At 42.8% G+C, this 14,175-nt stretch carries 11 protein-coding genes; 8 read left to right on the forward strand and 3 right to left on the reverse strand.

Going from position 1 to position 14,175, the window contains the following annotated elements:
• The first annotated feature begins 166 nt into the window (after positions 1-166).
• From L634_RS0110805 to L634_RS30990, 8 genes are all read left to right on the forward strand, one after another.
• Positions 167-1,564: a cobyrinate a,c-diamide synthase gene (locus L634_RS0110805; protein WP_034262496.1), complete on the forward strand. Its 1,398-nt coding sequence runs from the start codon at positions 167-169 to the stop codon at positions 1,562-1,564.
• Between the two features lie 204 nt (positions 1,565-1,768).
• A complete protein-coding gene (gene cobA, locus L634_RS0110810) occupies positions 1,769-2,539 on the forward strand; it encodes a uroporphyrinogen-III C-methyltransferase (RefSeq protein ID WP_026582465.1) in 771 nt (256 codons plus the stop codon).
• Positions 2,540-2,590: 51 nt separating this feature from the next.
• Positions 2,591-3,163 carry a nitroreductase family protein gene (locus tag L634_RS0110815; protein ID WP_026582466.1) on the forward strand — a complete coding sequence of 191 codons (573 nt, stop codon included), beginning with the start codon at positions 2,591-2,593 and terminating at the stop codon, positions 3,161-3,163.
• Between the two features lie 14 nt (positions 3,164-3,177).
• Positions 3,178-3,717, forward strand: a complete 540-nt coding sequence (gene cobO / locus L634_RS0110820; RefSeq protein WP_026582467.1) for a cob(I)yrinic acid a,c-diamide adenosyltransferase — start codon at positions 3,178-3,180, stop codon at positions 3,715-3,717.
• Between the two features lie 408 nt (positions 3,718-4,125).
• Positions 4,126-6,126 (forward strand): IucA/IucC family protein, encoded by a 2,001-nt coding sequence (locus tag L634_RS0110825; protein ID WP_026582468.1) that lies wholly within the window; start codon positions 4,126-4,128, stop codon positions 6,124-6,126.
• Positions 6,123-8,225: an IucA/IucC family protein gene (locus L634_RS0110830; protein WP_026582469.1), complete on the forward strand. Its 2,103-nt coding sequence runs from the start codon at positions 6,123-6,125 to the stop codon at positions 8,223-8,225. The genes L634_RS0110825 and L634_RS0110830 overlap by 4 nt, the downstream gene beginning before the upstream one ends.
• Before the next feature lie 5 nt (positions 8,226-8,230).
• Positions 8,231-9,454, forward strand: coding sequence for an MFS transporter (locus tag L634_RS0110835; RefSeq protein WP_026582470.1), 1,224 nt, complete (start codon positions 8,231-8,233; stop codon positions 9,452-9,454).
• A gap of 22 nt (positions 9,455-9,476) precedes the next feature.
• Positions 9,477-10,721: a type III PLP-dependent enzyme gene (locus L634_RS30990; protein WP_051428309.1), complete on the forward strand. Its 1,245-nt coding sequence runs from the start codon at positions 9,477-9,479 to the stop codon at positions 10,719-10,721.
• Between the two features lie 541 nt (positions 10,722-11,262).
• On the opposite strand, the gene L634_RS0110850 is transcribed toward L634_RS30990, so the two are convergent.
• From L634_RS0110850 to L634_RS0110860, 3 genes are all read right to left on the reverse strand, one after another.
• Positions 11,263-12,354, reverse strand: coding sequence for an acetyl-CoA C-acyltransferase (locus tag L634_RS0110850; protein ID WP_026582472.1), 1,092 nt, complete (start codon positions 12,352-12,354; stop codon positions 11,263-11,265).
• Complete coding sequence (locus L634_RS0110855) at positions 12,350-13,807, reverse strand: AMP-binding protein (protein WP_026582473.1); 1,458 nt, start codon at positions 13,805-13,807, stop codon at positions 12,350-12,352. The genes L634_RS0110850 and L634_RS0110855 overlap by 5 nt, the downstream gene beginning before the upstream one ends.
• 157 nt (positions 13,808-13,964) lie before the next feature.
• Positions 13,965-14,175, reverse strand: a 211-nt coding sequence (locus L634_RS0110860) for a transposase (protein WP_026582474.1), incomplete at its 5' end; no start/stop codon positions are given.

Here is a 14,175-nt window from a genome sequence, read left to right on the forward strand (position 1 = left end):
TAATCGATCATGCTGATTTAACGTCCTGCGGGAGAAGGTCAAGGGCAGAACCCGCAGCAAGAGTGCTTGAGGAGCCTTCGGATTCCAGCGCTTCGGGCGGAAATCAGCAGGCAATTATTACTGAGCCTTTTAAAAAAAGGATATTTCAGAAACCGGGGTGGACAAATTGGATAGAAGATTGGTTATTGCAGGAACAGGCAGCGGGGTTGGGAAAACAACCTTAACCATTGGCCTGATGAGCGCATTAAAATCTCGGGGATATAAAGTCCAAGGGTTTAAATGCGGACCCGATTATATCGATCCCAGTTATCATACAGCGGTAACCGGAAGGCCGGCACGAAATCTGGATAGCTGGATGCTGGCTGAGGATACAGTAAAAGGCATTTATGCCCATGGAAGCAAGGGGGCTGATATCTCCATTATAGAAGGTGTGATGGGATTTTTTGATGGAAAGAACCCCCGTTCCAATGCCGGAAGTACAGCTGAAATCAGCATGATCACAGAAAGCCCGGTTCTATTGGCAGTGAATTGTGCAAGTATGGCAAGAAGTGCGGCTGCGATCGTGAAAGGCTTTCAAATGCTTGCAGATGGCCCAAATATTGTGGGGGTAATCGCAAACAAGGTTGGAAGCGAGGGGCATTTTAGGATTGTTAAAACGGCAATTGAACAGGAATGCGGCATCCCGGTTATCGGATATCTGCAGCGGGAGCTTGATATTGAAATTCCTGAAAGGCATCTGGGCTTAATTCCTTCCATTGAACGCGGCGAGCTGCAGCCATTTTTTCGGCGCCTTGGGGAACTTGTTGAAAAAACAATCGATATGGACCGGGTATTGAAGCTATCGGAGACTAAGGCATTGCAGGGAGTTTCTCCTGCCCTTTTTGAGAATAGGGATAAGTCTGTCCGAATAGCTGTTGCGAAGGATGCAGCGTTTAATTTTTATTATCCGGAAAATCTTGAAATGCTGGAATCTGCAGGTGCAGAACTTGTTTATTTTTCGCCAATTGCTGGTGACGTTTTACCTGCGGAGGTGGATGGGCTTTATCTTGGCGGAGGTTTCCCCGAAGAATTTGCTCATACGCTGAGTGAAAAAACCGAGGTACATACATCGATCAAGGAAGCTGTTGAAAGCGGATTGCCGACACTTGCGGAATGCGGCGGTTTTATGTATTTAACAGAAGCAATCATCACTACTGAACAGCAGGAATACAGTATGGCCGGCATCATCCCAGGCAAGGTGAAGATGCAGCAGAAGCTGGCAGCTCTTGGCTATCGGGAAGTAGCAGGTGAACCTGGAAACTTCCTGCTGCCTGACTTTTTAAAGGCCAGAGGGCATGAATTCCATTATTCAACCTTTGAAACCAATAAAATTGGAAAATATGCCTACTCCAGCAAAGGCATGCGCGGGGAGAAAAAAGAGGGATATCTGAAATATAATCTGGTCGCAGGCTATACCCATATTCATTTTGCTTCCTGTCCAGAACTTGTTCAAAATTGGATCGAAAAATGCAAGGAGCACGTTCTAATGAGGCAGGGGAACGGGTTATTTTTGAAGCGTAGCTGAATCCAATAAAACAAAAAGACCATTATCTGATTTACAGGATGAATTTATATTGGATGAACGCAGTTTTCTTAAAGTTTTTGTTTTTTAGGCTAACTAAGTCTAATCAGCGGGCAGAATTTATAAGCAAAACAACCATTTATGAAAAAAGAGCCTAAATGAAAAAGAAAAGCAGCAATTAAATTTGTGTTCAGGAAGGTGATTAATATGGAGGCAGGGACAGTATATCTTGTTGGTGCAGGGCCTGGAGACATTAAGCTCATAACCGTATACGGACTGGAGTGCATAAAAAAAGCGGATGTGATTGCCTACGACCGGTTAATTAATCAGGATTTGCTCAAAGTTGCAAAGAAGGGAGCAGAACTGATATTTGTAGGCAAGTCGCCTGGAAGGCATGAGCTCATTCAGGAGGAGATTCATCAACTATTGGTTGAGAAGGCAAAACAGGGTAAAACAGTCACTCGATTAAAAGGCGGGGACCCATGTGTATTTGGCCGTGTTGGGGAGGAGGCTGAAGTGCTGGCTGAGCATCAGATTCCTTTTGAAATCGTTCCTGGTGTCACTTCAGGTATCGCAGCACCGGCCTATGCAGGAATTCCCGTGACACATAGGGATCACGCTGCTTCTTTTACGATTGTAACAGGGCATGGCAGAAAGGAAAAAGAAACGGATGGAGTTAATTGGCAGGCTTTAGCTCAAGGCAGTGATACGATAGCTTTTTATATGGGAATAGGCAACCTGCCGCATATCGCAAAAGAGCTTATTCGGCATGGCAAGCCTTTCACTACTCCGGTAGCGGTGATCCAATGGGGTACGACTGAACGGCAAAAAACAGTGACAGGCAATCTTTCTACAATCGAACAGGCTGTAAAAGAATCAGGAATTCAACATCCCGCGATCATTTTGGTGGGAGAGGTTGTTCGAATGCGCGAAAAGATTAAATGGTATGAGGAGAAGGCAATAGAGGTGCATACATAAGAGTTGATCGATTTCAGGTGATTAATAACATAATAGAAAGGAGTTTTTCATATGTCTATTTTCAATATCCTGGAAAGCAGAAGAGCAATTAGAAATTATCAATCTGCAGCAATCGAAAGGGAAAAGATTGAACGGCTGCTGCATGCTGCTACTCTTGCCCCAAATGACCGGATGAGAGAACCATGGAGCTTTTATGTGATTCAAGGAGACAAGAAGGCTGAATACGAGGAGATAGCATTACATTATTTAAAAGAAAGGTTTCCCTCTAAGCCCCACTTAATAGAAAGCTCGTTAAGGGTTGTTAAAAATACCCCTGTCATTATTGCCGTAGCTGCAGACCTGGTACATGGAGACGAAGAAGCATCTGCCGATAACGAGTACGCTACTTGCTGTGCAATACATTCCATGTGGCTCGCAGCTGAGGAATTAGGTCTTGGATTTGTGTGGAGAACCAGGGGAGTAGGACTGGTACGCGATAACCGGTTAAGGCAATTTCTTTCCCTTCCTGATGATAAGAAGGTAATAGGCAGTGTATTTATTGGGTATCCCGAAGAAAACGATGCAGGAAAACAAAAGGAAAAATCCCGTACGTCTTATAGAGAAAAAACCCAATGGCTATCTTAAAAGGGGGGATTTTAATGGGGAAGAAAAAAGGACTGGTACTGGTTTATACAGGTGATGGAAAAGGAAAGACGACGGCAGCACTGGGAGCAGCAATCCGTGCAACAGGCAGGGGAATGAAGGTACTGGCAATTCAATTCATTAAATCACCCGAAAGAACGTATGGAGAAAAAATTGTCTTTGATAAGCTGGGGATTGAAATATATCAGACAGGAGTCGGATTCACATGGACCAAAACACCAGAGGAGCATCGGAAAGCTTTAAAAAATGCCTGGGCGTTTGTAAAAGAAAAGGTTGAGCAGCAAGTATATGATGTTGTCATTCTCGATGAACTGAATAATGCCCTGGCCATTGATAAGTTTCCAATAGATGATGTCCTGCCCTTGCAAGAGGTAATTGAACTTATTCAAGAAAACCGTAAAGAAACGCACTTTGTGATAACAGGGCGCTCAGCAAAGAAGGAAATCATTGAATTGGCTGATCTGGTTACTGAAATGAGACCCATTAAGCACTATTATGATGAGGGCATTCCCGCTGTAAAAGGAATTGAATTTTAGTGACTAATAGACTGTCAAACGATAATTGAAAAGAAAAAAGACATTCCTACCGCAGAATGTCTTTTTTTGTGCTGATGTCCCACTTTGCTATTAAAAGGGGATCATGCGAGGCACCTCGAAAATTCATTCGTCTTTTCTTATTTCTGTGTTTATTCGAATTTGCTCATTCAATGTCCAATGGGAGATCCCGTTAGATGGACTTAGGATCGGCGGTCTCCGGAGTAAAGCGGGCATCTGGAGTTAAAATAAGCAACAAGTCTAACAGAATATCTTATAAGAATTTAGTTGCAGGACTTTAGATTGTTGACGATGATAATCATTATCATATATCCTTGATGAGTAGTTGCTTAATTGATAAATATTATCATTATCAAAAAAGGCAGAAATCAGATAAAGGGATGAGTGATCATGAGTGTCGTACATACCGTAAATAAAAGCAATGTAAAAACGGAAATTTTGGATTCGGAAGAATCAAAGATTCTAACCTATATCAGAAATCAGAAGCCTGAACTGGAAGCAGTGTTCCTGAAACATTTAACGGCAGGACGGAGAGGGATTTTTCAGCGCTTATTTCAGGGTCTCATAAGGGAAGGGATTATCGGTGGAAAGCGGGTTTCTTGGCTTGAAGGACCAAAAACCATGATTGAAGTCCGTCTCCCAAGCGGATTAATGCTAAAGGCAGCTGTTAAGGACCAGCATTCGCTTGGCAGATTTGATATAGAAGGAGATATCTTGATTGAGGGCCCAGAGGCAGCAAAAGAATTAACGCATCCTGCGGATCTTCTGGATTTATTATGGAAAGAAGGACTGTTGGAGGAGACATCGGAAAAACAGTTTCAAATGTTTAAAATGGAAATCCGAAATGGATCAGCCAACCTGTCTTTGGCGCTGGCAGGAGCATCGGTAAGAAAAAATGAGTTGGAAGCTTTAGTGGAGCTTGAAAACCTTAGCACTTCCATGGATTGGGTGACCAAACAGATGGAGGAGAATAAACACTTTAGTCCGCTTGCATTTTATGAACAATGCGTTGTTGAAGGCCATCCATTGCATCCGGGTGCAAAAACAAAGTTTGGCATTGATGTGGAGGAAGTGATTCAATATTCACCAGAGTGGGGGGCCACACCTAATGTAGCACTTGCGGCCGTTTCCAGAGAATTTTGCCGGACAGCTTCTGCTGATGCACATTCGGTAACAGACTGGCTGTACAAGGAGTACAAAGGCTTAAAAGAAGCTGTTGAAAAAATTCTGTCCGAAAAAGGAGTAAATCCTGCACAGTTTGAATTAGTCCCCATTCACCCATGGCAGTTTGATCATACTTTAGGAACCTTGTACAAGGAAGAGATTGCACAAAACAAAGTTATATTGATAACCGATTTTCGTATCCCAACACAATCTTTGGTCTCTTTTCGTTCGCTGGCACCTATTCAGGAAAGAGGACAGAAAAAGCATCATATAAAAACAGCCATAAATGTGCAAACTACCAGTGCTGTTCGGACGGTTTCACCCAATTCTGCAGAAAATGGGCCCGTTCTATCAAAAATACTTTCAAGTATTCAGGAAAAAGAAAATCATTTTGGCGGAAGTTTTACTGTTCTCCAGGAAAGGGCAGGGGTTTATTTTCAACCTATTAGTCAAGGAATGTCTGAAGATGAAAGGTGGAAGCTGCAGGCTAATATGGCCTCCATTTTACGGGAAAACCCTGAAAATTATGTGAAGGACCCAGAAGAAATCCCGATGCCCGCTGCAGCTCTTCTGGCAAAATCCCCAGTTAGCGGAAAGGCGATTGTGACTGAATTGATCGAGCAGCTGGCGGATCAATACCAACTATCAAGATTGGAAGAGGCTGCTTCTCTATTCATCAGAAGATATGCAGAAATATCATTGCCCGGCTTTTTAACATTAATGGTGCGTTATGGCATAAGCTTGGAGGGCCATATGCAAAATAGCATTTCTGTTTTCCGTAAAGGAGAGCCTGTAAGAATTTTGCTGCGGGATTTTGGGGGGATACGCGTTTTCCCTAAGAGATTAAGAAAAGAAGGATATGACGCCAAATTTTTTCCCGGCTCATCCATTATGACAGAAAAAGTGGAACAACTGCGAAATATTATCACTTATTCAGTCATACAAAACCATTTTGCAGAATTGATTACAAGCATTGATCGAGAATTGGGAATTAATGAGGGGGTTCTCTGGAAACAGGTAATAATAGTGTGTGAACAGATTTTTGCTGAGTTGAAAAAGAACCCGGACATAGCTGAACAGGCTGCTTTGGATGAGCTTGCCATTTTTCAGCCTATGATAGATTTAAAGGCCTTAACAACTATGAGACTGCGCGGGGATGTAACCGATTATCCGTATGTTCAAGTACCAAATCCGCTGCTGGAATGGAAAGGGGAAACTGTTTTATGAGTATCAGTTTAGCTCAGCATCTTGTAAAAGATTTACAGTTCAAGGCACCTGAAATGTATAAAGACGAAAAGAAGATTCTTAAATTTCTGAGTAGTGAGGACCCTGACTTAGCAGCTGCTTTTATGTTATCCGTAGCAAAAGGGCGTCAAGGCATTATAAGCAGGCTGGCAGGATCAATGCTTCGTGAAGATATCCTCGGGCTTTCTTCCAAATCGCATGATTTGTATGTCGTTGGTTCCATTCATGCCTTAAATGTTCCGTCTCTGGATGAATATTGGCAAAGGGTGATCAAGGTTCTTTCTTCATATAGATTGGAAGACGGAAAGGTCTATAAGGTCTATCCTCTTTCAGAAAAGGAATGTCTTGTTATTCCTGTAAGCAGGACGTATGCGTTTAACCGGGTAGAAGTGAATGGCAGTGTTTTGCATATAACTGGCGAAGAAATCAGGAGGATTCAACATGCCGCAGAGTTACTCGGGCTGCTAAACAGGAAATCAGGAATTGCAATAGATAAAAGCTCCTGGAGGAAGCTGGAGGAAGAGCTGCAAAATGGCAGTGCGAATTTGGCGCTTTCCTATGCATTCTGGGACAGAAAGAAAAAGCAATTTAAGAAAAGGGCTGGGGTTCATGGAATTGCAAATTCAATCGATTGGGCTCTATTGCAAAAGAGGGAGAACCGGCATTTTGATTCGAGTTTATTCTTCGAACAGCTATGTATAGAAGGACACAATCTCCATCCAGGCACTAAAACAAAAATAGGAATGGAACCAGAGGATGTTTATCGATATGCACCTGAATTTGAAGGTAAAACAGAAATCCGATTTGTTGGCATAAGAAAAGATTATGCCGAATGGGGTGTAATTGAAGAAAAAGAGGAAGATGCAAATGCTATTCTTTTCAGAGAGTATTCTGATTTGCCGATATCTGCGAAAAAGGAATTTGCAGAGCAAGAGCTTAATCTCAGCGACTATGTGTTTGTCCCGGTCCATTCATGGCAGCTGGATAAAGCGATTCCGGATATATATCCCGAAGAAATGAATGAACGAATCATTGTTCCTGTAAAAAGTTTTGCTGTACCGTGCGGGTCAACCTCATCGTTTAGAACAGTGGTTCCTCTATCAAGGGAAGAGACTCCGAATTATGTAATCAAAGTAGCAGTCAACAGTCAGATGACTTCTACGGTCCGGTCGATTTCTGCAAATACAACAAATAATGCATCTATTTTTACACGTCTAATACGGAAAGTTATGGAGCGGGAACAAAATTTGCTGAAGACATTTGTGCCAGTATATGAATGCGCCGGATTTAATTTTAAAGCTAGGGGAACAAAAGGAGGCACGGATGAAAAAAGGACACTGAAAAGCAGAAATTTATCGGCAGTTTTGCGGGAAAATGCTGAAAGAATAATAGGTGTTGATGAAATAGCCATTGTCGGCAGTTCGCTATTTTCAGAGTCGCCGATTTCGGAAAAATCTGTACTGAAAGAATTAATAGAAAAATATGCGGAGGAAAGGAAGGAACCCTTACTTCGCAGGGCGGCATTTCAGTTTTTTTCCGAATATATGAAAATTGCACTTACAGGCTACTTAACCCTTATGGTGAAATACGGAATTGGATTAGAAGGCCATTTGCAGAACAGTGTGATGGTGTTTAAGGAAGGACACCCTGTCAGAATGTTATTCCGGGACTGGGGCGGAGCCAGAATCTATCAAAGCAGGCTTCAGGAACAGGAAATCGAAGCAGCATTTTATCCAGGTTCGGTAACCATGACGGAGGATGTTCAGGAAATGCATAACAAGGTATTTTATACAGTTTTCCAGAATCATTGCGGTGAGTTCATTCTGCAGCTGTGCAAGCAGTTTGGATTGGAAGAAGGTAAGCTGTGGGAGGAAGTTCATCTTATTTGTGAAAATGTCTTCGCAAAGCTTGAACACCATCCACAGTATAAGAATAATGTTTTTATCGATAAAGAGGCTCTTTATAAGGAAAAAGTAAACCACAAGGCACTGACAAAAATGCGGCTGGCACCGGAAGGGAAGGATTATGCTTATTCTATAGTACCTAATCCTCTTCACAAATTTTACCGGAATGAAGGGTAATTATTATGGCTCAAGCAGATATTCACTTTCAGAGGCCATCACGCTTCGCTCTTCACTCTAGAACGTTTAGAATTTTTATGTCCGGAAGCCTTGTGTCGCGTGTAGCAGACTGGATGGATTTAGTAGCATTAAATTGGGCGGTGCTGCAGTTTACGAATTCGCCTCTTTATTTGGGATTGATCAATGCCTGCCGGCTTGTGCCAGCTTTTTTGCTAAGTGTTCCGGCAGGCATCCTGGCCGATCGGCATGATCGCCGAAAGCTGCTGATTTGGATTCAAACAGGAATGATGCTGCTGACGTTTTGCCTGGGTTATATTGTAGAGGTTCAGCAGCCATTTTGGATCTTTGTATGTATCGTAACTCTTAGGGCAATGCTGGCAGCAATGGATCCACCTATTCGGAATGCTTTTGTGCCTAATCTTGTACCGGAACCTTCGATGACAAGTGCGATTGCCATTAATACGACGGTTATCCACCTGTCCAGAATTGTTGGCCCTGCATTGGCAGGAGCCTTGCTTACTGTCACTGAAATTGAAAATTTATTTTATTTGAATGCCTGGGGAACATTAGGAGTCCTGTGCTCACTGCTGATGATCCGCTCTGTTTCTTGTTCAAAGATATACAAAAAGGAAAGCAATAAAGGAACATTTCGTGATGCAGCAGATTATGTTAGAAAACAGCAGTCCGTTCAATCTCTGCTTATTTTGGCCATTGTCCCGATGGTTTTTGGGTTTCCTTATACGACTATGATGCCTCTTTTTGCCAGGGATCTCTTGAATTTGGGGCCAGAGGGTTTTGGGATGCTATTAGCAGTCTCATCTATTGGAGCATTAATGGGGACAGCCTTTCTTTCAACAGGACATGAGATTAAAGGCCCTGGAAAATGGCTGGTCTATTCCATATTGGGATTTGGAGGTTCACTGCTTTTATTCATAGGAACAACAAACGTTATGATAGCAGGATTAGCTATGTTCCTGGCTGGCTTAACGAGCCAGACCTATCGCACCATTAGCCGGATTACCCTTCAAATGCATGTTCCCGATCAGCTGCGAGGAAGAGTTTTGAGCATTGCCTTAATGGACAGAGGCTTAATTCCGCTCGGAGCAATTCTCATAGGTGCAGTTGCCGGATGGACCGGTACAATATGGGCTGGTGCATTGATGGGAATTGGCTGTATTGCCGTTACCTTTCTAATTGTCACCGCAAGGCCCCAAATCTGGCGTTTATAAGGATTGAATGGAGTGTTACATAATGGAAAAAATCGTACAATCGTTAAAAAAGGAACAGGAAAAACCTTTTTGTGCTTATTTATATCATTTGCCGAAGCTACGGCAGCATGTCAATCAATTGACCTCGACGCTTCCGACAAAGTGTGATTTATTTTATGCTGTTAAAGCCAACTCAGACTTCGAAATTCTTAAAGCTCTTGCGCCAATCGTTCACGGATTTGAAGCTGCATCACTGGGAGAGATTGAAAAAATTCGGCAGGTGGACAAGACCGTTCCCATTTTGTTCGGAGGTCCAGGAAAAACCCGTGAAGAGATGGAGGGAGCCATTCATCATGGAGTCACCTTGCTGAATGTTGAGAGTACCCATGAATTGCGGTTATTAAATTATATTGCCAGCCAAAAAGGAACGAATATATCGATTTTACTGCGAGTTAATCTCAAACATTCCGTTCCAAACGCAAAATTAAAAATGGCTGGAGTCCCAACACAATTTGGGATTGATGAACAAGACGTTCCACATGCCATTGTACTGGCAAAAAGTTTGCCAAATATAAGGCTTCATGGCTTTCACTTTCATGCAATGTCCAATAACTGTGATTCCAAAACCCATGCAGAGTTTGTTGATCACTGCTTTGAAAAGGCAAAAAGCTGGGAGAAGGAATGGGAAATAAATATTTCTTATCTAAATGTGGGCGGCGGTATTGGAATAAATTATCTTGATTTAAAAAATCAATTTAACTGGGCGGATTTTACAGATCGCCTGAAAAAAGTCCTTGAAAAACATGGTGATAAAAGATGGAAGGTTCTGTTTGAATGTGGCCGTTACATAACATCCTCCTGCGGTTACTATGCGGCTGAGATCCTGGATATCAAGCAAAACCATGGCAGCCACTTCTGTATTGTGCGAGGGGGGAGCCACCATCTTAGGCTTCCGGCAGCCTGGAAACAGAGCCATCCATTTACGGTCGTTCCTGTAGAAAATTGGGGATACCCCTTTGAACGTCCCGAAATAACCAATTCACCCATTACCGTGGCAGGGGAATTGTGCACACCAAACGATGTACTGGCAAGAGATATTCAAGTGCCCCGAATAAGGGTCGGGGATATCCTTCTATTCAGCTATGCAGGGGCATATGGATGGGCCATTTCCCATCATGATTTTCTTAGTCATCCTCATCCGGAACATTTATACCTGGAAGCTGATGATATTTTACAAGGGCATTCAGAAGAAGAAAAAAATTACATAGATGCATTAATTGCTAATTAAAAGAGACTCTTTTGCTGCCTGAAAAGAGAGAGTAGCGATTCTTCTGCTCGAAGAATCGCTATTTTTTATGCGGAAGGGTACAGTAAAAGACTTAAAAGTATATAGCTAATAATGAAAGATTTTTTGCAAATAAATAGAGCATAACAAAAACGATGATCTATGAACATGAACTTAAATGGTAAAAATATATGAAGACAACCTTAACAAATTTGGCGTGGAAATGAAGAGGCATAACTGCTTTTTAACCTATTTACAGATAAGGGAATTACCTGATGCGGCTTTTTTTGCCGAAAGCGGACGTTGGAAAAAATCAGTTGTTGAAATCTTGCTGCAGGCGCTGTCCAGTATTGCAAATATAGTCAAAAACACAAGCTATCCTGATGATAGATGTTGATATCTGTCGATTATCATATTGCTAGCAACTGCTATAATTGTGCTATTTTGTCGTAATTCGGGTGCTGAATAAATGGATTTACCGCTTAGTCGATATATAAAAACAGGAATGGAGAACCCAAAAGTCTTCAGGCTCCCTCATTCCTGTTTATACGGCCTCAAACAGCACCGCAACCCCAATCCCGCCGCCACTGCCGATTGCGGCTAGAGCATATTTAGCAGATTTTCTTCTTTGAACCTCATAAAATAATCTTGTGATCATAATGGCGCCGGACGCACCATATGGATGTCCGATCGTTAGCGCACCTCCATTAACATTTAGCTTTTCATAAGGAATGGAAAGCTCATTCGCGCAGGCAGCGATTTTTGAGGAGAACGCTTCATTGATTTCGATTAAATCAATATCTTCTATGGTTAAGTCATTTCTCTTAAGAATAGCCTTGATGGCGGGAACTGGTGCAATGCCTGGATAATATGGGTGTACACCGGAAACTTCACTATCTGCAAATCGGAGGATCGGCGTTAGTCCATGTTTTCGGGCAGCTTCTTCTTCCATTACCAGTACAGCTGCGGCTCCATCATGGATTCCGCAGCTATTGGCAGCTGTGACGGTGCCGCCTTTTTTGAAAACGGGTTTTGCCCGTTTAAGCAACGCATCCATTTTTCTTAGTTTAAGAAGTTCTTCATCTACTTGGTATTCCGATATAGGGACTATTTCTTCGGTAAAAATTTCTTGCTGGTGCGCGTTCCAGCTTCGTTCGTAACTCATTCGCGCATATTTATCCTGTGATTCTCTGGAAACCTTATATTTTTCGGCTACATATTCTGCAGCCAGGCCCATGTCAGGGTCACCGATTCTGTCCGGTGAGAATCGCGCCCTGGAGGGATATGGAGAAGTGCTGGCACTTTCTGTTCCACCCGCTATATAGCATATCCCTGCGCCTCCCTGAATGAGAAAGCTTGCCATCCGGATGGATTCAAGCCCTGCGCTGCACTGGCGGTCCAGGGTCAATCCCGGAACGGTAAGCGGAAGCCCTGCTTCCAATGCGGATAGACGCGCAATATTTCCCCCAGGGCCAACCACGTTTCCGAGAATCACATCATTGATGTTTTCGTCCAGGCCATCAGCGATATTTTTTATAATAGGGGCTGCCAGCTCATGCGGCCCAAAGTTTTTAAGTAGTCCATTTACTTTTCCGACCGGCGTTCTTTTTGCTTTCACAATGACGGCTCTGTTAATAGCTTGTCACCTTGCTTTCTATGGAGTCTTTTAGCTGAGCTCTGGCGATTTTCCCGCTTGTGGTATACGGCATTTGATCAAGGAAGAACCATTTGCGCGGAATTTTATAGGCAGCCAAATGGTTTTTGCATAACCGTTTTAATTCCAGTGCAGAAGCTTTCCCTTTTATGACTGCGGCTGCCATTTGTCCCCAATAAGGATCGTTTAAACCAATCACGGCAGCTTCTTCAACAGCTGGATGCTGCAGTATCACTTTTTCAATTTCTTCTGGGAAAATATTAATGCCTCCATACAAAATCATGTTCTTTTCCCGGCCGCTAATATATAAAAAGCCATCATCATCCACATAGCCCATATCATCAACAGTTGCCCATCCATTTTCATCCCGTATGCTTTCGGCAGTTTGTGTTCCCGGATAAAGGTACCCATCGAAAATAAGGTCGCTCTTTACGTATATTTTTCCTATTTTATAAGGTTCAAGCTGTTCGCCGTTGGTTCCCCTTATTTGGATTTCAACTCCAAAGCAAGGCTTTCCGACTGAGTCTGCCTTGCTGCCGCCAGCCAAGCAGGTAACATAACTTAATTCACTGGCACCATAAAATTCAATCATGGACAGCTGAGGGAAGGCCCTTCGGATTTCGGCCTTGGATTGTTCATCCCATTTTGCGCCAGAAGAAAGAATTTTTATGGGCTTTTCTATTATTCTATTTTCTTTTAATATGGCTGTAACCATTGTCGGCACCACATAAAAAGTCGTAATAGACCGCGCTTCCAGGAGTGACAGACTTTTTGCTGCACTGAATTTTTCCAGAAGATGAACTGTTCCTCCTGTACAAAGCGTACTGACAGCTCCATACAAAAAGTGAGAATGAATGAGAGAGCCGGGAATCAGGACATGTTCCCCTTGATCCATATGAAAGTCATGCTGATTAACAAGGAAGCTGGCAGCCCAGGATTTGTGGGAGCGGACAAACGCTTTTGGATTGCCTGTTGTGCCGGACGTGAAACCCATATAAAAAGGAGGGTTGTTATGGCTTTCAATATGTATGTTTTCATTTTTTTCATGGATTTCAGCCAGACAATCCTCCCATATCAGAACGCAAGGATGATATGGAGCAATATGCCGGTAAAAGTCTTTAGAAGTGACCAGCACCGATGGATTCGATATCTCCAATCGTTTTTTCAATTCTTCAGCCTTCCATTTGGCATCAAGGGGTACGGCTGTCCATTCAGCCATGGAAGCACCTGCGAAAAGCTGAAGGAAGGGAATGCCATTTGGCATGATAAATCCGATCCTTTTATCCGAGAAAGGCATGGATTGGAGCCAGTTAGCCGTTTTTGCCACTAAGCTGTACCACTCTTTATAGCTGAGTGTCTCGCTATTCGTCACAATCGCCGCTTTTTCAGGAAATTGTCGGGCAAATTCCTTGATGGAAGAAGTTATGTTCGCCATATTCGTTTCCTCTCCTTATGAAAAAGAGACACTTTAAAGTGTCTCCCAGTTTGTAGACAAAAAGAGTTCGGAATAGTCTCATTCCGAACTCTTTTTTTCATTTTTTGTAGGACTTCAAGTAATTACAGAGAATTGCAGACCTCTCCGAGGTTATCATTTAGGCCATTTCTGGACCTTGCCAAGTCCAGTTGGCCATTTTCTTCAAATTCATGGCAGCGAAAGTAAGCATCGCCTGCATCGACATTTTTTTAAGTCCCCTGAGGGTTGTCCAACGCATGCCATGCTTTTCTTTTGCATCTGCGAATACTCGTTCAATTGTTTCTTTGCGTTTTTCATAGATCGGTTTGACGTCTTGATGGTGGCGAAGA

The sequence above is a fragment of the Bacillus sp. J33 genome, assembly GCF_000518885.1.
In the GTDB taxonomy this organism is placed as follows: domain Bacteria; phylum Bacillota; class Bacilli; order Bacillales; family Cytobacillaceae; genus Cytobacillus.